26 protein-coding genes are annotated in these 21,968 nt (G+C 44.0%); 22 read left to right on the forward strand and 4 right to left on the reverse strand.

Annotated features, from left to right (window positions below; genetic code table 11):
- Positions 1-43: 43 nt before the first annotated feature.
- Positions 44-247, reverse strand: a complete 204-nt coding sequence (locus P4S59_RS07400; protein WP_005397371.1) for a hypothetical protein — start codon at positions 245-247, stop codon at positions 44-46.
- Between the two features lie 574 nt (positions 248-821).
- On the opposite strand from P4S59_RS07400, the gene P4S59_RS07405 reads away from it, so the two are divergent.
- Complete coding sequence (locus P4S59_RS07405; RefSeq protein ID WP_012841759.1) at positions 822-959, forward strand: hypothetical protein; 138 nt, start codon at positions 822-824, stop codon at positions 957-959.
- A gap of 60 nt (positions 960-1,019) precedes the next feature.
- On the opposite strand, the gene P4S59_RS07410 is transcribed toward P4S59_RS07405, so the two are convergent.
- Entirely contained in the window at positions 1,020-2,780 is a 1,761-nt protein-coding gene (locus P4S59_RS07410) for a sigma-54-dependent Fis family transcriptional regulator (protein ID WP_337168166.1), read from the reverse strand.
- A gap of 239 nt (positions 2,781-3,019) precedes the next feature.
- On the opposite strand from P4S59_RS07410, the gene exaC reads away from it, so the two are divergent.
- A complete protein-coding gene (gene exaC, locus P4S59_RS07415; protein WP_337168167.1) occupies positions 3,020-4,540 on the forward strand; it encodes an acetaldehyde dehydrogenase ExaC in 1,521 nt (506 codons plus the stop codon).
- A 133-nt stretch (positions 4,541-4,673) separates the two neighbouring features.
- On the opposite strand, the gene exsE2 is transcribed toward exaC, so the two are convergent.
- A complete protein-coding gene (gene exsE2 / locus P4S59_RS07420) occupies positions 4,674-4,979 on the reverse strand; it encodes a T3SS regulon translocated regulator ExsE2 (RefSeq protein WP_005397379.1) in 306 nt (101 codons plus the stop codon).
- A gap of 8 nt (positions 4,980-4,987) precedes the next feature.
- Positions 4,988-5,434: a type III secretion system regulatory chaperone ExsC gene (exsC, locus tag P4S59_RS07425; protein WP_005397386.1), complete on the reverse strand. Its 447-nt coding sequence runs from the start codon at positions 5,432-5,434 to the stop codon at positions 4,988-4,990.
- Between the two features lie 387 nt (positions 5,435-5,821).
- Between exsC and P4S59_RS07430 the strand changes: the two genes are divergently transcribed.
- The 20 genes from P4S59_RS07430 (at position 5,822) to P4S59_RS07525 (ending at position 21,935) form a co-directional block, all read left to right on the forward strand.
- The gene (locus tag P4S59_RS07430; RefSeq protein WP_337168168.1) at positions 5,822-6,229 is read left to right on the forward strand and encodes a YscW family type III secretion system pilotin; all 408 of its coding nucleotides are present in this window, start codon (positions 5,822-5,824) and stop codon (positions 6,227-6,229) included.
- A 615-nt stretch (positions 6,230-6,844) separates the two neighbouring features.
- Positions 6,845-7,705, forward strand: coding sequence for a helix-turn-helix transcriptional regulator (locus P4S59_RS07435; RefSeq protein ID WP_337168169.1), 861 nt, complete (start codon positions 6,845-6,847; stop codon positions 7,703-7,705).
- Between the two features lie 148 nt (positions 7,706-7,853).
- Positions 7,854-8,834: a T3SS regulon anti-activator ExsD domain-containing protein gene (locus tag P4S59_RS07440; RefSeq protein WP_337168170.1), complete on the forward strand. Its 981-nt coding sequence runs from the start codon at positions 7,854-7,856 to the stop codon at positions 8,832-8,834.
- Positions 8,835-8,846: 12 nt separating this feature from the next.
- Positions 8,847-9,275, forward strand: a complete 429-nt coding sequence (locus P4S59_RS07445; RefSeq protein WP_337168171.1) for a YscB family type III secretion system chaperone — start codon at positions 8,847-8,849, stop codon at positions 9,273-9,275.
- On the forward strand, positions 9,272-11,146 hold the full coding sequence (sctC, locus tag P4S59_RS07450; RefSeq protein ID WP_443089038.1) for a type III secretion system outer membrane ring subunit SctC: 1,875 nt from the start codon (positions 9,272-9,274) through the stop codon (positions 11,144-11,146). Before P4S59_RS07445 ends, sctC begins: the two co-directional genes overlap by 4 nt.
- 5 nt (positions 11,147-11,151) lie before the next feature.
- Positions 11,152-12,453, forward strand: coding sequence for a type III secretion system inner membrane ring subunit SctD (gene sctD, locus P4S59_RS07455; RefSeq protein ID WP_012841765.1), 1,302 nt, complete (start codon positions 11,152-11,154; stop codon positions 12,451-12,453).
- The gene (locus P4S59_RS07460) at positions 12,440-12,643 is read left to right on the forward strand and encodes an EscE/YscE/SsaE family type III secretion system needle protein co-chaperone (RefSeq protein ID WP_012841766.1); all 204 of its coding nucleotides are present in this window, start codon (positions 12,440-12,442) and stop codon (positions 12,641-12,643) included. Before sctD ends, P4S59_RS07460 begins: the two co-directional genes overlap by 14 nt.
- Positions 12,644-12,661: 18 nt before the next feature.
- On the forward strand, positions 12,662-12,910 hold the full coding sequence (sctF, locus tag P4S59_RS07465; protein WP_337168173.1) for a type III secretion system needle filament subunit SctF: 249 nt from the start codon (positions 12,662-12,664) through the stop codon (positions 12,908-12,910).
- A gap of 3 nt (positions 12,911-12,913) precedes the next feature.
- Complete coding sequence (locus P4S59_RS07470; RefSeq protein WP_203347183.1) at positions 12,914-13,273, forward strand: YscG family type III secretion system chaperone; 360 nt, start codon at positions 12,914-12,916, stop codon at positions 13,271-13,273.
- A complete protein-coding gene (locus P4S59_RS07475) occupies positions 13,270-13,905 on the forward strand; it encodes a YopR family T3SS polymerization control protein (protein ID WP_005395152.1) in 636 nt (211 codons plus the stop codon). Before P4S59_RS07470 ends, P4S59_RS07475 begins: the two co-directional genes overlap by 4 nt.
- 8 nt (positions 13,906-13,913) lie before the next feature.
- A complete protein-coding gene (vscI, locus tag P4S59_RS07480) occupies positions 13,914-14,258 on the forward strand; it encodes a SctI family type III secretion system inner rod subunit VscI (RefSeq protein ID WP_005377202.1) in 345 nt (114 codons plus the stop codon).
- A complete protein-coding gene (sctJ, locus tag P4S59_RS07485) occupies positions 14,258-15,004 on the forward strand; it encodes a type III secretion system inner membrane ring lipoprotein SctJ (RefSeq protein WP_086015689.1) in 747 nt (248 codons plus the stop codon). Before vscI ends, sctJ begins: the two co-directional genes overlap by 1 nt.
- Complete coding sequence (vscK, locus tag P4S59_RS07490) at positions 14,997-15,662, forward strand: SctK family type III secretion system sorting platform protein VscK (RefSeq protein ID WP_104974060.1); 666 nt, start codon at positions 14,997-14,999, stop codon at positions 15,660-15,662. The genes sctJ and vscK overlap by 8 nt, the downstream gene beginning before the upstream one ends.
- Positions 15,641-16,279, forward strand: a complete 639-nt coding sequence (locus P4S59_RS07495) for an HrpE/YscL family type III secretion apparatus protein (protein WP_337168174.1) — start codon at positions 15,641-15,643, stop codon at positions 16,277-16,279. The genes vscK and P4S59_RS07495 overlap by 22 nt, the downstream gene beginning before the upstream one ends.
- A gap of 184 nt (positions 16,280-16,463) precedes the next feature.
- Positions 16,464-16,895 carry a CesT family type III secretion system chaperone gene (locus tag P4S59_RS07500; protein WP_337168175.1) on the forward strand — a complete coding sequence of 144 codons (432 nt, stop codon included), beginning with the start codon at positions 16,464-16,466 and terminating at the stop codon, positions 16,893-16,895.
- A gap of 3 nt (positions 16,896-16,898) precedes the next feature.
- A complete protein-coding gene (locus P4S59_RS07505) occupies positions 16,899-18,062 on the forward strand; it encodes a VopS family T3SS effector adenosine monophosphate-protein transferase (RefSeq protein WP_337168176.1) in 1,164 nt (387 codons plus the stop codon).
- Between the two features lie 264 nt (positions 18,063-18,326).
- Positions 18,327-18,773 carry a type III secretion system chaperone gene (locus P4S59_RS07510; RefSeq protein WP_337168177.1) on the forward strand — a complete coding sequence of 149 codons (447 nt, stop codon included), beginning with the start codon at positions 18,327-18,329 and terminating at the stop codon, positions 18,771-18,773.
- Positions 18,774-18,783: 10 nt separating this feature from the next.
- On the forward strand, positions 18,784-19,758 hold the full coding sequence (vopR, locus tag P4S59_RS07515; protein WP_005395139.1) for a type III secretion system effector VopR: 975 nt from the start codon (positions 18,784-18,786) through the stop codon (positions 19,756-19,758).
- Positions 19,759-19,988: 230 nt separating this feature from the next.
- Positions 19,989-20,447, forward strand: a complete 459-nt coding sequence (locus P4S59_RS07520; protein ID WP_005395137.1) for a CesT family type III secretion system chaperone — start codon at positions 19,989-19,991, stop codon at positions 20,445-20,447.
- Between the two features lie 9 nt (positions 20,448-20,456).
- Positions 20,457-21,935: a cation transporter gene (locus tag P4S59_RS07525; protein WP_104971775.1), complete on the forward strand. Its 1,479-nt coding sequence runs from the start codon at positions 20,457-20,459 to the stop codon at positions 21,933-21,935.
- Positions 21,936-21,968 lie beyond the last annotated feature (33 nt).

Below are 21,968 nucleotides of genomic sequence, written 5' to 3' on the forward strand. Positions count from 1 at the left end.
AAGCATCCTTTTTTGTGTCTGGCTTTATGAAACTCAAAGAGCGCTAGGCGCTCTTTTCAGTGGTCGTTTTCTTGTTTTGATAAAACCTGTCTTTGAGGTAGAGAATTGCGCTGACCACAAGAGCCACTACAGAAACAGTAAATAGGGCATACATGCTAAGAATCCATGCGAATGTAGCCGTCAAAAACGCAATGAAGGAAAACATTCTGCTGAAAGACATCACATGGCCAAGTTTGCTACTTTTCATAAACGCCTCCCAAAGCTGAGTGGGGATAGACAAGTGTGGTCATATACCACACTTTGATTGTCTGTTCTTTTTGGGCGTTTCACACAAAAAAGCGGCTAAAGATTTCTCAAAAAAGGTGAAATATTGAACTGGTAGACAAATCCATAAACGGATTTACAAATATATGAATGCATTTGTCTATCACTTCAAAGTTTTTGCTGTGCAGATTAAGGCCTTTTAACGCTATTATTGCAGCCTTCGAGTTTACTAGGCGTAATTTCAAGTCAATAATTCCGGGAAGCTCATCCTCATTATCAGTCACGATGAAAATCACTTTTCTTTGCTTAACAATACTTTATTGAATATGTGTAATTGCATCAGTTTTGAGAATGAAACTAAGGTTGCAAGAAAGGCGAAAAAGAGTGCTAGGTAAGCCTTTGAACTACGCCTATAATTAGCGCCCACATGGAGGATGTTTAATAAATGAACATCCTCTATTTTTTGAAACCAGCAACAAGGATCCAGTAAAACGTATTTTCTGGTGTTGTTTACGTTGACCAAGAAGGTAATTAACACAACAAATTGAGGTTCTAAGATGATTCTTAACAAGTACTTTGTTTTCATTCCGGCAGAATTGGATCAGGAAATACACAAGGACAACCAAGTGATCTCTGAGAAGGAAACTCAACGTCAGGCATTAGTAAAACAGGCTCAACAACAAGGCGGCCTGTAAGCTAGGTTTCAAATAGAAAGAGCACCGCAAAGGTGCTCTTTTTGTATCTGAGGTTATGGATTAACCCAATATGCCGAGGCTTTTCAGCTTTCTATAAATTGTATTTCGACTGACGCCAAGCATACGAGATGTTTTGCTGATGTTCCCCTGATTGGCTTGATATGTTTTGAGCAGTTTGTCTTCGACGGTTGCACGCAGTTCTAACGTGGGTTCGGCAGCGGTTGTTACGTCTTGAGCTTGGCTGAGCTTCTTACTCAGGTGAGTCGGTACGTGAGCGAGCTCCAACGTTTCTTCACCTTGCGCCATTAACGCGGATACTTTGATTAAGCTATCGAGTTCTCGCAAGTTTCCTGGCCAAGAGTAAGAAAGCAGAAGAGAAAGTAGGTGAGGGCAAAGCTGTTGCTCCGATTCGGCGTGACGTCGATGAATGTTCTCAATCAGTTGCTGCCTATCATCACGCTCTTCAAAGCGAGGCAATTCGATGATCAAACCATTGAGGCGATAGTATAAGTCTTGACGGAACAATCCTTCGCTAACCAAGTTCTCGAGATCTTTATGCGTGGCCGCGATGATTTGCGTATCGACTTGAACACTTTGGTTTGAACCAACGGGAAGCACGGTTTTATCTTGCAATACATGCAGCAAGCGGCTTTGAGCTTCCAAGGGTAAATCTGCGATTTCATCCAGAAACAAAATCCCCTTGTGCGCTTGGCGAATTTTTCCCTGATAGCCTTTGCTGTTTGCGCCCGTAAATGCGCCAGCCACGTAGCCAAACAATTCAGACTCAACCAAGTCTTTCGGTAGTGCGCCACAGTTAACGGAAACCAGAGGCCCAGTCTTTCTCTGGCTGTTTTTGTGCAGTGCTTTCACAAACTCATTTTTACCAACCCCAGTCTCTCCGAGAATCAGTAAACTGATGTCTTTATCGATAACGCGATTGGCTTGTTGCCAGCAATGTTCGACAGTAGAATCGCCGTAATGCAGATCATTGGAAGCGGTAACGGAACGAGACTTCACTTTTTTGTCGGTCAACGGCTTTGTTTTGAACACGAAAGGATGGTCGGCACTTTGGATAGAAAGAATGTCGTCGAGCGATTGCCCGATGACGTTTTGTTGCGCGAGGAGCTGAGAAGCAACTTGGTTGTGCGCAAGAATCTGTCCATCTTCATTAGCGATGATAATGCCTTGCCATCCACTGTTTAGTAAGCCTTTTTCACACGCCAAATCCACACGAATATGCCCTTGTGGAATCAAGTTAAGCAATTGATTTTCAACTTGCTGAACCATGTTCTGTACCAGCACTTGCGTTGAGAAATCATGTTTCTTTTGTTCGCTGGTGATATCTAGCACACCAATCAAATGACCAAGATGATCGAAAATAGGATTGGCCGAGCAGCTAATAAAACGATGATGTTGGATGAAGTGTTGATCGCCGATGACTGAGACCGGTTTTGCTTCAACTATCGCAGTCCCAATCGCGTTGGTGCCTTTGATCTTTTCTTGCCAGCACGCACCAGAGCTTAGCGCAATTTCGGTCAACTTCTCGCGGAACTTAGGTTGTCCCCAACTGCCGATGATGACGCCGTCGGCATCCGTCAGAATTAAGCGGCTGTCACTATGAGCAAAAAGCTGATTAAACAGCGGGAGAGCAAACTGGGTGACGGTTTCCAATAAGAAGTTGAGTTGGTGACGCCTATCTTGAAGTGTCGCTGGTGTCACTCGAATATCTTCAGGGCGTCGACGCTGTTTTAAACCCGCCTGTTCACTTCGGATCCATGAAGTTGAAAGCCAATTGTTATCGCTAATGTGTTGAAGTTCCATGACTGTACCATTTTGTCACAGTGAGGGTGTGCCATTTTGGAACACTTGAACATTGGTGTTCACACCATACATCCGCTCAAACATCGCTCACTTGGTTTGTTATCGCTTGGTAATCATAGTTTTACATTTAATTAACAACAAGTGTGGTGTAGTTGGCGTGTGACTTGCGTAATGCTCTTTGTGAACAGTGCGATACGACACTGCAATAACACATTGAACGAGAAACAAAAGGAAGAGTTATGATCTATGCACAGCCAGGTAGTGAAAATGCCATTGTTAACTTTAAATCGCATTACGATAACTTTATCGGTGGGGAATGGGTAAAACCAACGGATGGTGAGTATTTTGACAATATCTCACCAATCAACGGACAAGCGTATTGTAAAGTTGCTCGTTCTGGCGAGGCGGATATCAACTTAGCATTGGATGCGGCACACAACATCAGAACTAAATGGGCAAAAACCAGTGTGACTGAACGCTCGAACATCTTGCTGAAAATTGCTGATCGTATTGAGCAGCATGTAGAAGAGTTGGCAGTTGCCGAAACTTGGGAAAACGGCAAACCAGTTCGCGAAACCTTGGCGGCAGATTTACCTTTAGTGGTAGATCATTTCCGTTACTTTGCTGGCTGTATTCGCGCACAAGAAGGCAGTGCGGCGGAGCTGGATGAGCACACAGCAAGCTACCACTTCCCGGAGCCGATTGGCGTAGTTGGTCAAATCATCCCTTGGAACTTCCCTATGTTGATGGCGGCTTGGAAACTGGCACCGGCACTTGCGGCAGGTTGTTGCGTGGTATTGAAGCCAGCAGAACAAACGCCAACGTCGATTCTGGTTCTTATGGAAAAGATCGGTGATCTACTGCCACCGGGCGTCATCAACGTTGTTAATGGTTTTGGTTCAGAAGCAGGCCAAGCGCTTGCAACCAGCAACCGCATTGCGAAACTCGCATTTACGGGCTCAACACAAGTTGGCAATCACATTCTAAAATGTGCGGCGGACAACTTGATCCCTTCGACTGTTGAGTTGGGTGGTAAATCTCCAAACATCTACTTCTCAGATGTTTTCGATTACGAAGATGAGTACCTCGACAAGTGTATCGAAGGTACGCTACTTGGCTTCTTCAACCAAGGCGAAGTTTGTACCTGTCCATCTCGCGTATTAGTTCATGAAGCGATTTACGATAAGTTTGTAGAGAAATTGACGGAACGTGCGCAGTTAATCAAGCAAGGTAACCCGCTCGATACCGATACTCAAGTTGGTGCTCAGGCTTCTCAAGAACAGTTTGATAAGATTTTAAGTTACCTCGAAATCGGCCGTGAAGAAGGCGCAAAAGTGGTCTTTGGTGGTGGCGTATCTGAACAGCCAGAGTCAATCAATCAGGGTTACTACATTCAGCCAACGATGTTGGAAGGCCACAATAAGATGCGTATTTTCCAAGAAGAGATCTTTGGCCCAGTGATTGCTATCACTAAGTTTAAAGATGAAGCGGAAGCATTAGAAATCGCGAACGACACCGAATATGGCTTAGGCGCAGGCGTTTGGACGCGTGATGCGAACGTCGCATATCGTATGGGCCGTAATATCGAAGCTGGTCGAATCTGGATTAACTGTTACCACGCTTACCCTGCACACGCTGCGTTCGGTGGCTATAAAAAGTCGGGTATCGGCCGCGAAACACATAAGATGATGCTGGATCACTACCAAAATACGAAAAACCTATTGATTAGCTACAGTGTTGATCCACTAGGCTTCTTCTAAATGAAGTAGTTAACAAAGAAAAAGCAGTACTAACCAAAACCCCGAGCCTTCGGGGTTTTTTATTGCATGGGCTTGCGGGTGGGAGGGTGTATATACGTGAAATTTATATTTTGAACCCATCTATATTGCGTGCTCAGGAACGTTGAATTACGGTCACTTTTCGTTCAAGTAGTTTTTCGACCGCGGTGTTTTGCTTTTCAAGACTAAACTGCTGATCAAAATCCAAGACGCGATTACAAGACTCAAGACTCGCAAACTGGTTTAAACACTCGCTAAGTTCTCTTTTAGAGCTCATTCGAGCCAAACTGCTTTCTGATGAAGAGAGTAGGGTCACTTTGCGGCCATGAAACGTTCCTTGTGGCAGAGCATCACTTTGCTGTGCTTGCTTTACTTCATGAACCGGTAAGTTAGTGTATTTAGATTGGATGTCGTTGGACATAGAGACACCTAAACTCTTAAGTCTAAAGTTTGTGGCATCGGAGCTACCTCAGCAGTGGCGACATGAGCAGACAATAACGACTCCCACGACTCACTTTGCGTCAACAATTCCGCCAAAGCAGTTTCAAAATACTCATAATCCAGTCGCTTAATGTTAATGAGTCGGTTTAAACAGAGTACATGTCGATGATTATCTAAACTAAAGAATAATTGATGCTCAGGCCAGTGATAATTAAAGGCTAGGAAAGAACGATAGAGATCGGAATTAACGATTTGAAGACCAACAATCTCAGCTTCGAGCTGGAGGGTTGTCGATTCAGGATGAAAGATGATATGCACTCTTAGATTATCATCAAACGCTAAGCTTACTTCATTTTCCGTTAGATGCAGTGCAGGCAAGCCTATTTGATGAGCAAACTTTAGCAAAATCTCATCGATAGTTTGGCGTGCTGACATAGGAATAGTCCCTTTTGAAATTTTATCAAGGAAAATATTAGATGTATCTCTTCGTGTTTATCAATATTGGTCGGTTGTTATTATATTTTGGTTTTTAATTTCGGTGAGCTAAATAGAACAGCGATAACAAATGTGCTCTGATGCATATTGTGGTTGTTCTTAGATATTTAAATATCTTTGTTCTCTAATATACCCACCTAATTGAAAGTGTATTAGGGCGCAGTCACTATGAGTTAAATTAAATCTAATGTTAAATCTGTGTTGTTGAAGAATGCGATTTATTGTCCGCTTGTAGTATAAATATAAGTTGATCTTTTATATTTTTACATAAAGAATTGTGTGAAATTAAAATGAACTAAGTCTATAAAATAAGTTTATGGTGTCATAATGAACAATTCTATGTGGGCTGGTTTTGTCGGACTATTCCTACTAAGTGGGTGTAGTCAATCTGTGCCGATTGTAAGGGAAGGTAGCTTTGACACAAAGAGTCAGGCGACACTCTATGGTTGGGTTTCTGTCGATGGATACTTTCCACCTTCGATTACGTCTCTTGATGTGGAGATATGTAAAGTAATTGAAAATCAGTGCTTTAAGTCTGCATTTCAGCACTACCAAGGCGTTCAATTACCCGTACAGTATTCATTTTTAATTGCACCGATTCAAGCTGGTGACGGAAACATGAAGATAATTGGAAAGCTATACTCGAATGGGGAACTTGTAGCGGAAAAAGAAAAGAACTATTTATTTTCAGTGGAGGGAAAACAGGAAAACTTGATACTCGTGCCAAAAAATTAACCAGATGAAAAGTAATCGGTTACATTTAATTAGACCTTACTAAATTATTAAAAATAAAGATTTGCTCTTTCCTGTTGTGAAAGTTTTGTTGTTTTTTACAAACATTAATCACATGGTTTAAGTCATCGGGTCAGTTGTTTTTTAGACTTATACTTGTTGCAAAAATAGCATTCTTTATGATTATATCTCGCTCCTTGAACACGTTGGCTTGGCGTTTTAGGCTATAAAACATACAATTTTAAGATTTTGGAAATTTCAGTTTGTTCGATAAACGATACCATAATCTATTTAATTTTATTCTAATGTATAACAAAAATCCTAAACTTTAATAACGAAATGATATTTAAGTTTTGGCTAATAATAAACGCTATCTGATAAAAATAATAAAGACGGACAGCAGAGTTTACTAAGATAAACTTTTACCTTTAGGTAAGGGTAATGCTTAGGATATTCGCTAATTATTCGGGGGGTATGGTAAGTGATATGAACTTCTATGCTCTTTTCTTTGCTTCTTTAATTGATATAGCAGTACTTAGAAATAACAACAATCAAAGTATTGCTTTGAAAGTTTCTCAACACTCGTACTGAGAAACTCAAAATAATGAAGGGTAGAAAATGGATGTGTCAGGCCAACTAAACACAGAAAAGGTCGGCTCGAGCTCGCGAAAAATTCGTAGTTTTTCCCGCTATGAAAAATCTGACGAAGTATTTCACTCAGACCAATCTCACATTGTTGTCGTTCACAATGGTCAGCTTCGAGTTCAAACAGGTGATTGCACAATCGATGTTGCGGCAGAAAACGGGGTGTTTCTATCCCAAGGGGATTACTTATTCGAGTACTCGCCCTTAGACGGGGCATACAAAGCGTCGATTATAACCTACGACAACGAACTCGTTAGCCAGTTATTACAAAAGCACAGTGATCTTTTGATGATGCTGCCCAAGGTAGATAAAGTTTGTTCTGGCTTGTTTACTTTTGGTTTGAACATACTCGTAGAGCAAGTGCTTTCCAGCATGCAGACGCTTGAGCAACAGGCGTATCCAGATGCGATCATGTGCCTAAAATATGAAGAGTTACTCATTCTTTTGCTGCACGGCAAAGGGGGCGAATCACTCTATGTGTTGCTGTCACAACAAACTAACCGAACATCGGAACGGTTACGTCGATTTATGGAACAACACTATCTCAAAGAGTGGAAGTTGACTGACTATGCGCAAGAGTTTGGTGCTAGCTTAACGACTTTTAAAGAGCTATTTAATGAGCACTATGGCATTTCACCAAGAGCTTGGATCAGTGAGCGCCGATTGTTGCACGCTCATAAACTCCTGTTGACGAGCAAGATGAGCATCGTGGATGTGGCGATGGAGGCTGGGTTTTCTAGTCAGTCTTACTTTACGCAGAGTTACCGCCGTCGTTTTGGAACGACGCCAAGCCGTGTACGTTCGGGAGACGATCAAGTAGCTATCGCGAAATGAAATGACTTGGGACTAAAATTTTCTGACTAATTTTGAAAGTCACTCATCAGCGTAAATTCTATTATGCGTCATGTAACAACGAACGATTAAAAATTATTACACCTCTTTCTTTCTGGATCGTTCGAGAGGGGTGCGGAGACGAACATAAATGAAAAAGCAGCATTGGCGACGCCGTTCGCTTTTTCCAGACAGCATTGTGACACAACGGAAAGTGACTGTTTTGCAGAGAGGAGCTCGATATGAAAGTGCTTCTAGATCAACGCAGGATTTCAATGTTGTGCACGTCAATCACCGACAATTGTTGAGTGAAGGCGTCATTAATTATGAACAGTTATCTTTACTTCAGCGCTTGTTGGATAGAAGCGTCGTCGATAGCCTGTGCGCAAGCCAGTTGGTGAAAACGTATCAAAAGCTCGGTGCGTCGCTTGACCGATTCGCCATGCGTTTATTTTTGGAAATTGGGTCGCAGCTCAGTGATAGCCGCACACTCGTGACCTTTGAACAAAGACTGGAATACATCAACGCGCGTCTTGGTTTTCGCTTCAATTTAGCGGTGCCAAAAACGTTGATGCTTTGTTTTCATTTATCGCTAAACGAGTGGATTAACCGTCAAGTTGATCAAAGCGCTTTGCATGCCTCCATTAAAGTGGAACAGCTTATCAATCAGCTCGATATTCAAAAGGAATATTGGTCGAAACTATCGGGAGAGGACACCAGTGCGGTGTTTGTACAACAGCAACTCGATTTAATTGAGCGCCAACAACACCGGTTGAAAGATCAACTCGGGACGTTGAGTGAACAACAGATGCAAGTGATTGAATGTCATCGTTCGTTAATTGAGAAGTGGCAACCGTCCCTAGACGAGCTTAAAGGGTTCGCAGAGTACACTTCTACGACTGCTCAGTTTATCTCTGAGTGGAAAAAGTGGTGTTCGGAAGTTCGACTTGAGGCTCCTGAGCTGAACGAAGTCTGGGATGCATGCGATGTGGTTTACAACGACCAAAATGCGGTTGCGAAAGTATGGCAGTGGTTCAAGAGCATGCAAATTGTTGGCGACATCGATCACTACTATTTTGACTCTCAAAGCGGCCAGTGCGGCCAGGCTTGCAATCACCTCAGCCAGATTTAAATAGGGCGTTAAATGTTAGATAAGATGATGAAGTCTTTAGCGGAAACGCTAAAGGTAGGGGATTTTATTGCCTCAGAAAATGGCTCTTACAACATCGAGGTTGATCAGTCGTCACTGAGCATCAAACAACACGCATCATGGTTTCTATGGGAAGCGGCTTTACCCTTCCAGTTTAAAGAGCATCTAGATTATCAACAAGAACAAGCGTTACAACGTTGCATGCAGCTCTCATTAAAAACCATCCGTGAAGATGGCTGCGTACTAACAGCGAATGATGATCAGCAGCTGATTTTGCAAAGCAAAGTGAGGATCGAGGACTGTTCGATTGAGCTGTTCTCTTCTTTGCTTTCTAAGCACGTTAATCTATGTGAGCGTTATATGGCATTATTGGAGCAAGAGCGCGTGAACCACACGATTAATCATAATGTGTGGTTGCCATGATGCGAAAAGTCTTTCCGAACATCAGACGTGCTGCCACAAAGATACTGTTGTGTGCTGTGAGCTTTGCTCCGTTGGGGTTCGCACAAGCAACAGACTTACACTGGCCCGAACAACCATTCCGATACTATGCAGATAACGACTCATTAAAAGAGTTGTTGAATAACTTTGGCGCAAACTATCGCGTTTCGGTTTCTGTGAGTGACAAAGTTAATGATCGAGTGAGTGGACGTTTTACTCCTGATGACCCGGCTGAGTTCCTCGGCTACTTATCGCAAGTCTATAACTTGATGTGGTATTTCGATGGTGCCGTCTTACATGTCTATAAGGCGACAGAAACGCGCTCACGTTTACTCCAATTAGAATTATTGACCGCCAGAGAGCTACGAAGCACGTTAATTTCCACTGGAGTGTGGGATTCGCGCTATGGGTGGAGAGCCGCTGAAAGTAAAGGGTTGGTTTATCTTGCAGGTCCTCCACGTTATGTCGACTTAGTTGTACAAACGGCCGAAGCATTAGAAACGCGCCTGCTGCAGAAATCGAATTCAACCGACGAGTTATTCGTTGAAATAATTCCTTTGAAGTACGCTTCTGCAACGGATAGAGAAATTGCATATCGAGACCAGACCATTACGGTTCCGGGTATCGCATCGGTTTTAAAGCGAGTCGTGTCTGGTGTTCAAACTCAAGTGACGAGTGCGTCGAACAAAGAAGTTACCAGTTTAGATAAGCCTGTAAAAAGCAATAAAACCGCCTCAGTTCATGGCGGAGCAACGGTTGAAGCAGAGCCGGGCCTTAATGCGATTATTGTTCGTGATACTCAAGCGCGATTACCGCTCTATCGCAAACTGGTCGCTCAATTGGACCAACCGCAATCAAGAATTGAAGTTGCATTATCGATTGTCGACATCAGTGCCAACGATTTAAGTCAGTTAGGCGTGGATTGGCGAGCGGGAGTGTCTGTCGGAAATAATCGAATTGTTGATATCAAAACAACAGGGGATGTGAGTTCGGGTGATGTGACTCTCGGCAGCGGACAAAATTTTAAGTCTTTGCTTGATTCAACCAATCTGAATTACCTGTTGGCTCAAATCCGATTATTGGAATCTCAAGGCAGTGCTCAAGTGGTTTCAAGACCAACACTGCTAACCCAAGAAAATGTCGAAGCGGTACTGAACAACAGCAGCACGTTTTACGTCAAGCTGGTTGGTAAAGAGACCGCAGCACTGGAAGAGGTCACGTATGGCACGTTACTGAGAATTGTCCCGCGTATCGTTGGTGACAGGTTTGCAGCCCGACCAGAAATCAATCTGAGCCTTCATCTCGAAGACGGGGCAAAGATTACCGATGGTGGTGTCGACGACCTTCCTTCCGTTCGTAAAACTGAAATCAGTACCTTGGCGACGGTGAAGCAAGGACAGAGCTTGCTCATCGGTGGTGTGTACCGAGATGAAGTGAGTCATCAGTTACGTAAAGTACCACTGTTGGGAGACATCCCATATTTAGGTGCGTTGTTTAGAAGTAATACCAACACTAAACGCCGCACGGTGCGCATGTTTATTCTAGAACCGCGAATCGTTGTGGATGGTATTGGCGATAGTGTGTTGATTGGTAATGAGTACGATCTGCGACCAAGCATTGGCAAGCTCAACAACATTTCCAACAACAGTGCTGAATTTAAATCGGTCGTCGAAGTGTATAGCTGCACATCAAAGACTCAAGCAGAGCGCTATCAGCAAGACTTATTGTCACAGCAACAGTCGTCTCAATTGACGCAGTGCCAATTGCCGACAGGGCAAAAGGGTTGGCGTGTAAAAGTATTGGAATGCGATGACTCACAAAGTGAGTGTGTGCGTCCATCAGAGGAGCCTTAACCGCGATGCAGCAATGGAAAATTCGTATTTTATCAGGCGTGCATTCCGGAGTTGAAGTCACCTTACCTGAGGGCGCTCTTGTGCTTGGCAGTGACGACTTTATCGCAGATCTCGTGCTGTCTGATGCTGGGGTCGAAGCTAACCATTTCACGTTGGTTTGCCAGCAAGACTCGGTCATTTTACGAGGCTGCAAAGAGGCAAATATTAACGGTGAAAACATCTCTGTTGAAGATGATGGGATCGAGTTGTCACGCCATGCCGTTGTCTCTGTAGGCGTTGTGAAGTTCGCACTGGGGTACGCAGAAGATGCGTTAATCGTGAGTAACGTCAGCGACGAATCTAGCGAACAGGATACACCTGTTGTTGCTGTACAACGCTCTAGCTGGAAAAAAACAACGCTCATCGCCTTGCTTTGTAGTTTTGTCCCGAGTGTCATTTTTGCTGGTATGTGGTACAGCCAAGCTAACGGAAACAATAATGAGACTGTCACAGAAGCAGAACCCATTGTTTTGGTGCGCAACATCTTAGGCGAGCTCAAACTTAGCGACGTTCGTGTGGAATGGAATGCCGCCGCACGCCAAGCGGTTTTGGAAGGCTATGTTGAAGATCGAACTCAGAAACTCGATCTGCTTGGTCGAATTGATGTATTAGGTATCAATTACAAAAGTGACTTAAGAACGATGGAAGAAATCCGTCGCGGGGTTCGATTTATTTTGCGAAACCTCGGCTATCACCAGGTGAAAGTCGAAAATGGGGATGAGACGGGCACACTGTTACTGACGGGTTATATCGATGATGCAAGCCGCTGGAACCAAGTTGAGCAAATTTTAGAGCGAGACGTACCGGGCCTCGTAGCGTGGAAGGTTGAACTGCAAAGAGCGGGTGCCTATATGGATACGCTAAAAGCCTTATTGACGGATGCGGAGCTACTGAAAAAAGTCCAGTTGGTTACCAGCGGTGATCGCATCGAAGTACGCGGGGAACTTGATGATATCGAAACGACTCGATTTTACGGTGTGACTCGAGACTTCCGAGAACAATATGGTGAAAAACCGTATTTAGTTTTGAAATCCATACCTAAGGTGAGTAAAGGCACCAACATCGATTTCCCGTTTCGTAGCGTTAACTTTGGTCAGGTTCCATATGTGATTCTGACCGATAACGTTCGTTACATGGTTGGTGCAAGAACGCCTCAAGGCTACCGCATATCCAGTGTTACGCCTGCTGGCATTGAGCTGGTCAAAGGCGGGCGGGTGATAACAATAGAACTCGGATACGAGGGCGAGACGAACAATGACAAATCTTGAACAAATTTTAAATAACGACAAAAACGGTGCGGAAGTGCACAAGATTAAGAGCAAGCTCTTAGAAGCACAAGCGGTGGTGAAACGTCAGTTGGATTTAGGGTGCTCACCACAGCAGTACCAATTGCTACTCAAACAGTATGAAGCTTACACCGCCGCACATGCGGTCGTTGAATCATACGAAGCGAACTAAAAAATACGAGGAAGTCTTATGTCATTTTACGATGCTAGTAGCAGTGTAAACCTTGATGATGTTAAAACTAAGTTAGAAAAACAAGCGAAAGATGCCAACACAGAGGTGACGACTGCCATCAAGAACCTAGAAACAAACGCCGATGATCCATCTAAGCTGGCTGAACTTCAGCACGCGATCAACAAATGGTCTGTTGTTTACAACATCAATGCGACCACTACTCGTGCGATTAAAGATGTGATGCAGTCGATTCTCCAGAAGGTATAAAGCATGGAACGAGAAATGCGCCAATTGCTGGCTGAAATCGCGCTGATGGCAACCGGTATGCATCGTCATCAAGAAGCTAACACGATTGCGGACGGCCTTGAAGCAAGCTCTGGTTCTGAAGAGACCGTGGTGATGATTCGTACAATGAGCCTTATGAATAAAGGCTTGTACGAAGAGGCTCATCAATTGCTCGAACCACTTTGCAACGCCTATCCAGATCTGATCAGTTTAGCGGCCCTTGCTTCCGCCAAAGCTGGTTTCTTGAGCAAAGCGGAAAGTTGGGTAGAACTCGCATCACAGGGAAGCGAAGAAAGCCAAGCATTTGCTGCAAGCTTTTCTCAGGACATTAGGAACCTTGGATGATCGTTGATTCAAGTAATCTAACTCTTCAGCCTCAACCTCTGCGCCAATCGGAGTCGCGCCATTATGAGCGGAGCGATGAAGATAAGATGAATGTGCTCATGGAGCGTAATGCCAAGCAAGCGGAAGCCTCACACGCCTCTCCAAAAGAGACGTTAGAGAAAACAGAAGCGAAACTGGCGGACATCAAAGCGTGGTATGAATCACTAAAAGACGCAGATGTTGTCAGTAAACAAAGCGTCTTATCATCGTTGAATGAAGCGTTCTCCGATCCTCAAGTTAAACGAGAGGCAATGTGGTACGCCTTTTATGAGGCGAAGAGTGCAAAGGGCACCGAACACCCGCAAGCCGATTTATTAAAGGTGTTGAAGCAGGAGTTGCTAGGGGATTTTTCGGGCCAGCTTATTGCCGAGCCACCTGTCGATAAAGCAGCACTTAAAGAAATGTTGGCGCAGCATTTTCCACTTGGTGCCCAGAAAGAACAAGCCTTGTGGCACTGCTGGGCTGAGTTGAAGTCGTTACCTGATATGGCATCAACACTGGACATGGTTCGTGATGAGCTTAGCTTCATGATTCAAAAAAATGCGATGGTGAAAAACATCGTGACTCATAGTCACAAGTTAGATTTGTCTTAGGAGTACATATGATAAACACGCAGTACACCGAGGTGATGCAAACCAACATTGATAAGTTGCAGGATGCACAAGTCGAGGACGGTTTAAGTGAACGTTTCGAGCAAGCCATGTCGGTTCCCGAGGCGAATAATGGCTTGGAGGGCGGTTTGCTCGAAAACATCAGCGAGTTAAAAAATACTATCGATAACGCGAAAAGTAACCTGCAAGACAACATGAAGATGGTGGGTGATGATCCGGCCCAATTACTGCAAATGCAGTGGGCACTGACGCGCATTACTTTTCAAGAAGAGCTGATCGCAAAAACCGTGGGTAAAACCACACAAAACGTAGAAACCTTATTGAAGGCACAATAGTGATGATGAATAAAATGAGAGCGGTTTTCATCATGCTCACGTTGTTTCTGGTGGGTTGTCAGACCGAGCTGTACACCAACGTAACTCAGAAAGAGGGGAATGAGATGTTGTCGATCTTATTATCCGAAGGTGTCGTTGCAACAAAAGAACCTGACAAAGACAACACCGTCAAGTTAATGGTAGACAGTTCTCAAATCGCCTTCGCTGTAGACGCGCTGAAGCGAAAAGGGTATCCAAGAGAGCAGTTTTCTACATTGAAAGAGGTGTTTCCTAAAGACGATTTGATCTCGTCGCCATTAGCAGAACGAGCACGTTTGGTGTATGCGAAATCTCAAGAACTTTCTTCAACCTTATCTCAAATTGATGGCGTGCTGGTGGCACGTGTTCATGTTGTTTTGGAAGATCAAGATCTACGTCCAGGAGAGCGTCCAACGCCTGCATCTGCCTCTGTGTTTATTAAACATGCGGCGGATATTGCGCTTGACTCGTATGTTCCGCAGATCAAATTATTGGTGAACAACAGTATTGAGGGGTTGAATTACGATCGAATCAGCGTAGTGATGGTACCCTCATCAGAGGTACGAGTTGCTACTCAAAACAATCAATTTAAAAGCATTTTGTCGGTTCAGGTCACCAAAGAGACGGCGAATAATTTTGTCGCCATCCTGGTGTTCTTGGTAGCTGCGCTTATCGGTTCAAATATCGCTACTTTTACTTGGTGCCGCAGGAACACAAAGCGTGGTTAAACCAGAAACACCACTCGCGCAGGTACAACATCAATTTAACTACGCGCCTTGCCAATACATCCATAAAAGTTGGATAGAACAGAAACAGCCTTGGTTACTAAATATTGAAGGTTGGAGAGATAACCCCATGTTTAACCAATGGTGCATAAATGAGTGGGCGTTATCTCCCGTTCCAGAGACGGCTTTTAACAAACCTTGCCATAGCTTGGCGTTGCTCCCAGCGGATGCGTTGAATCAACTCGTATTGATGGTGGGCGGAGCTTTACATTGTGTGGCAATGCGAGGCGTTGTTTTAAAACATCCGAAACAGGTTCTGAACAACGTCTTTGGATTGGAAGGCGCTCGGTTCTTGATTCAAAACGGGCCGATGTTGTTATCCAGTTGGCCGCAAGGTTGGCAACATCCGTTGCCAGAATCATTGGATGAGCGGTCTTTTGAAGCAAAAATGCAAGCGCTTGGGTACTCCTGGATAAGGTTTGTTTTAGTTAACTCGCCAGAAGACATTGTTCTGCGTTGGCAATTCAAACTAGAACAGCAGCTCAGCGAGAGTACGGAAATGGCTAGCTGGTTGGCAAAAGATCAGCGAGATCTGGCGTATCGACTCACAAAAAAAATCGCAAAACAGGTTATTCCCCAATGGTTTCATTTGTTGAAATAAAAACAGACAACTTGCAGCTGGCACCTGGCTTAAAGGTGCTGAAAGCGAAAGATTATGCCAGTTATCTTGATTCGCAACACTTAGTTGAAGCCGCGAACTCCAAAGCTGAAAGCATCATTGCTAATGCCCAACAAGCCTACGAAACTGAAAAACAACGTGGTTATCAAGATGGTCTCGTACAAGCCAAGATTGAAAATGCGCAAACGATGGTTGAAACCCTAGCGCGTTGTAATGATTACTATCAGCAAGTCGAAGAAAAAATGACAGGCGTGGTGTTAGAAGCGGTACGTAAGATCATCGATACCTTTGATGATGTCGATACCACGGTGAGCGTCGTGCGAGAAGCGTTGCAATTGGTGAGCAACCAAAAGCAGGTCATTTTACATGTTCACCCAGAGCAGGTTGTTGAGGTGAGGGAAAAGGTGGCTGGTGTATTAAGTGATTTCCCTGAAGTCGGTTACGTTGACGTGGTAGCAGATGCGCGCTTGAAAAATGGAGGCTGCATTTTGGAAACAGAAGTTGGGATCATCGACGCCAGTATTGATGGACAGTTGCATGCATTAAAGCAAGCGATGGTGAAGCAGCTCAGTGAGCGTAAAATTACGATTCATGAATAAATCTTAAAAACTCAGCACTTGCTGAGTTTTTTCATTTTAATGCCTTTAAACAAAAAAATCCGACCATTTCTAAAATATTCACTGCCATAAATCCTTAAGAATACACCTAAGAAAGCTGCTTAGTTGATAAGTGTTGCAACCAAGCAGCGCCTCTAGAACAACAAAAATAGGATTATTTAGTCGAATGGCTAATGGATTTATAACTTCTTTACTGACAGATTTTGCCAGCCGCTGCCAACTGGAGTCGCTGGTTTTTGATGAGGATGATTGTTGTCATCTACTCATTGACCAAAACACAGCAATCACAATTCGCGCACAAGAAGATCGCCTGACACTTATTGGGCTGATTTCAGGCGATAAGCCGAGTGATGATGTTTTGCATCAACATATGAAAGATGCCTTAACGCAAGGCTCTCCAGCGGTATTCTGGGAGGCAGAAACGGGATACATCGGTTTCATACACCTGCACCAGCAACTGTTAACTGCTTCTTTTCTTGATGAATCATTAGCGAATTTCATCGAATGGTTAAAAAGTGCGAACACGCAAAAAGTAACCAATAAAACAACCGAAGTCCCGGTAACGAGTACTAATCATTTTTCCACATTAAGGGTTTAAAACATGATCAGTTTTGGAAGTGTTAGCGCATTGCAGGCTGCCATGCCGCAAGCTCGCAACGAGATACTAAACGAAGGCAAGCTGAGTATTGGTGGCAAAGAATACCAAATCAACGCAGCGACCCAAGAATTTACTCGTACCAATCCTACTAATGGTGCGGTAGCGCGATTTTTTGAAGCGACAGGAAAATTGTTTCGCGAAGGCAGCTCACAATCGGTTGCGAAAGCCCTTACAAAAGCCGTATTTGATAATGAGCAAGGCCAAGCTCAGCGTTTACGAGCTGCTTCTTCTGTTGAGCATGGACAAATGTTCTTCAAAGATGGAAACATAAAAACCGCATCAGATGTATTAAATGCATTCGCAAAATTGGATAGCAAAACGGTCCAATCGCACTCTGCTGAGCTAAACCAGTTAGCGGAGCGAGCAATGACAGAATCAATGCTAGAAACCAATTCTGGTAAAAACCTCACATCACTGATTGGAGAAAGTGCAGCGAAGTCGCTTGCTGGACGTGTAGTAAAAGATTACGGCGGTGGTGTATCTGCAGCGCAGAAAAACCCGGCAGGTAGCATCAATCAAATGCAAGCGGTGTTTGATATGGAGGTGATGCATCTTAAATCGGCGCAACGTCATATCGAAGGTCTAGCAAGCACCGATCTAAGCCAAGGTGTATACGCTGAAGGACTGGCAGAGGACGCGTTTAACAAAAGTGGCGTCACCGATAATGTCGAACGAGCTACGGCGTGGATCATTAATGCTTCTAACTCTAAAGGAAACGATGCCGAAAACATTACGTCTTTACTTAAAGAGTACGCATCTAATGGTAAAGACTTATTGAATATGGACAACTTAAAAGAGCTACACGCTCGCTTGGTACCTGATGTTGAACGTGACTACAGAGGGCCAAATATTTCGGGTGGTACTCTGCCTTCAAGTATTGGTGGTGAGGGGATGCTAAAGCAGCACATTGAAGGATTTTTGAAAGAAAACCCAGTGGCGGATAAAGATCTGGGTAAACACTTGTTTGCAGGAGTCATTGGGTATCACGGGTTTACTGATGGAAACGGTCGCATGGGACGCATGCTATACGCGATAGCAGAACTTCGTAACGACTCATTCAATCCTTTGGCTATGAACGCAGAGAACAGCCTTCACGGCATCAAGTAATTTTTCTCTTCTATTCCAATTTTAGAGCGGCGATTGCCGCTCTTTTCTTATTTCTTTATCCAACTTATTCTTCATTTTTCTACCTCGCTAAAACGGCTAATAGCAATAAAATTGAGACGTTTAAATAAAGCTCTTGTGTCTATCACGCCATAAAATCGCTCTTATCCTTATGAGCTTATTTAAATAAGCCGTTATACCCAAGTCGTCTCGCTGCATCAGATATTTCGAGGCTACTTAGGTATATTAAATTAGACAGGACACAACATGGATACAGGAAAGATTAAAATGCTTCTCTCTGAACTAGGAGAAGTGCTGAAACTTGAACGCGTGACAGCGTATGACGATCAAATGTGGTCACTGCATTTTGCTGAAAATAACAGTGTCGATGTTCTGCTTGTGGAGGAAAAAGGCGAGTTGTTGATTTCTAAAAACCTGCACATAGAACAAGAGGATATTACGTTAGATAAACTTCAAGTTTTACTTGAATACAACTTCTTATATCGAGAAACCGGCGGTGTGCAGTTTTGCGTTAATCCAACCACTAAAGATGTGGTTCTTCAGGTTGCCATCGCGGCCGAGAGTGAACTCACCAATATTGCTAACTTAATGATTCAACTGAATGAGCTAGTGGATACTTGGGCTCAGCTATTTCAGAACAATACGGTTGTAGATTTTAGCCAAACAGACGTACACGCATTTATTCAGGTTTAAGGCATCAAACATGGTCAATATTAATACATCACACATGCATTCGTTGAGTCAGTTAACGTCCCATTTGGCGACACAAAATCAAGCTGACGATAAAGAGGTTCGAGCGCATAATGGCAAAGATATTTTTGTTAAAGAAGGGGCGCCTAAAAACAAAAGCGTCAGCGCGCGTATTAGCCACCAGAATAAAGCGAAAGACATTGTGGTGAATCTGCTCACGAAGCAGGGCATTCCTAAAGACGTTGCGAAGCTGATGCTACAAAATGTGTTGAACGGTGAAAACAAGTTAACGCTCGGTAGTCTGAAAAATCTTGAGAGATTGTCGTCTGGTCCTAGCTCACATTGGCCAGCCGCACAAACGGCCTCTTCTTCTAAAGCGAATAAAACCTCATCGAGTGTAGCGCTGATCAACGAACATAAAACTAACCTTCAAAAGCTTGGTGATTTTGCCTGTACAGACTTAAATACATTTGGTGTAAAAGGTTCGCAGTTTTATGAAACCAAAGGAAAGCCTAGATTAGAAGCGCTTCACGCGAATCAAGCGCGAATCATGCAAGATCAACGAGCGACTATGTCCGCAAACGGAGTTCAAGCTGCAGCACAAAGAGGAACCGCACCGCAATTAAGCACTCTACAGAACATTGCTAAGGCAGTACAAAACGCGAAAGCCGGCTGCTGTACTACATTTGCCTTTGCTGCCGCTGCGGAGATGATTCAAGGCATGTCAGGCACACCTGAAGGTGAACCTAAAGTCGAAGTGGTTGCGTTTAAAAAGGGTCATTCAGGTACACACCTTTATGTACTGGTTGGTCGACAAGAGGGGAGTGATATCAAAGATCCATCAACATGGAGTAAGGATGTGAAAATTGTTGATCCTTGGGCAACATCCGCATTCGGTGCACCAATGTTTGGAGATGCGCAACGACCACCTGTTTCGAATATGTTCCCGCCAACAGAAGTCATTTTTGATAGTCATAAACTGGGTTAGTCGCTCTGCAAAAGAAGTGAGCAAACACATAATACTAATCTTCTAACCTTTATTGAAAGAGCAGCCCTGAGCTGCTCTTTTTTATTACTCTGGCAACTCATTTTTAGAGCGAGATTTCTGCGGAAAACCTCACAATGAAGACGAGAAAGTGACAAAAATAAAGCCATTACCGACATCGTTCAATCTGCAATCGTTGTTCAATAGAGTTATTGAAACAAAAGGAAAAAGTTATGAACACGATTCAACAACTGCTCTTGGAGTTTTGCCAACTCAATGAGTTACCCGAACTGAATTTTGAAGACAATGAACGTTGTCAGCTACTGGTCGACGACCGCTACATGCTGTATTTCATCGCGACAGATACGGATGACTTAATGTTGTCCGTGACGTTCGGAGGATTAGAAAAGTCGGGCGAACAAAGACTAAAAGGTTTAGAGCTTCTTGCTCATGCTAATTATCAGGGCATCGGTAGTGGCAGCCTTGCACTTGCTTTAGCCCCAAATGGTCGACAGCTTGTCTTAGCGGGACGTAAACCAGTTGAGCACCTAAACACGACGAATCTTACTGCTTGGTTTCATGAGGTTATTGAACAGACTGAATTGTGGCAAGCGCGTTTTGCAATGTTGGATCAAGCGATTCCAACCACCCCTAATCATGAACAAGCTCATGTTCAATCACTTCGTGTGTAGGAGAGAAAAATGGTCAATACAACGCAAAAAATCAGCCAAAGCCCAGTACCTGATCTAGAACAGTTTCGTGCAGTCGCTGCGCAAAAAGATGACCGAGTGATCAGTAAAAGAGGTGAAGTAAAAGAACCTTCAACGTTCCACAAAGGTCACAAGTTTGCTTCTATCCACGAAGGCGTGTTGAGAAGCAAATACACTAAGTTTTTCCAAGAAAACATCAAAACTCACCTTGATTTGAAACAGGCGCTACTTAAACAAGAAAAGCCTGAGGTTGCCTTGCTAGCTTACTCATTAGTTAGCCCTTCTGGTTATCGCGGTGAGCCGCTTACTGAGCGCAAAATCTTAGAAGTTGTCAGCTTGTTGGATGAAGTCAAGGTGAGCAGCGATACGTACCAGCAGCTTAAAAATACGTTTGACGCGATCAGCAAAGATCCGCGTATGCAGGTGAGTTTAGAGGCTCAGTACCCGGGGAAAATGGATGGTTTTGGTGCCGAACTGTTACAGATGGGCAAAGAAAAACTGAAAGGTTCTGGCGTTAATGCAGTCATCAACCTAGCTTTGCCTGGCGTAGGGCTATTAATTTCAACAGGACGTGAGCTGCACAAAGCGGCAGTCAATGGCGATGCTGAAGCTTACCACCATCAGCTGGAGCAAATTTCGCAGCTTCCAGGGCGAGACCAACGTCTCTCTATGCCGATGCAACAAACATTAGCACAAGGTCATGCAATGTTATCAGCTGAAGGCGCAGTTGGGGCGACATTGGGCATGGCGACAGGGAGTTTGGGTACTTTTGGTGTGAGCTCCGTAGCGACAGCGGGTGTTACGCCGATAGCAAAAGAAGCCATTGGTTCGGCTGCCACGACTGGCATTATCAGTGGTGGTGGTTTTGTTGCGAACCAAGCTGGAGCATACGGACTAAATACAGAAGTCAAAGAGCAACTTATGCAAGGTGAGATGTCAGGTGTTTTACCTAGACTTGAAGTTTCCAATGCAAAAGGAGACTTTACCTTCAGCATGCAAGATCCAGCTTCTGTACGCGCATTGATGGCGTACCTTGGTCCTAAAGAGAACACGGCGATGACATCACCTCAAGCGCCTAAAGAAGCACAAGAGATGGAAGCTGCTCGCTTAACGTTGAAAAAGATGTTGGGCTCAGAGCCAAGTGAACACTTAGTCCCTGACGTTGATTCTATCTTGAAGCTAAGTCCAGAAGATGCGCCAAGTAAAACTGAGGCAACTGCTCATAGTGCGTTTAAAAAGCTATTGGGCGAAGATTGGGATTGGCTCATGCCTGCAGTTCGAGCGATCGATAAAGGTGAGGCGAGTCAAATCAATGAAAAGCTGACTTACAAACTGCCACTTGATGCCGAAAATGGACGAGTATACCTTGATAAATGCCCAAACCTGAGTGACGCTCAGTTGGATGCATTAGATAAACTGGGCTCACCAAGTCAATTGCGACTGATGTACTTAGCGGAAGGTTGGGTTTAATTGAAAGTAAGGGAGCAGATTCTCCCTTACCGT

Source organism: Vibrio sp. M60_M70 (genome assembly GCF_037162085.1).
GTDB lineage: Bacteria > Pseudomonadota > Gammaproteobacteria > Enterobacterales > Vibrionaceae > Vibrio > Vibrio diabolicus.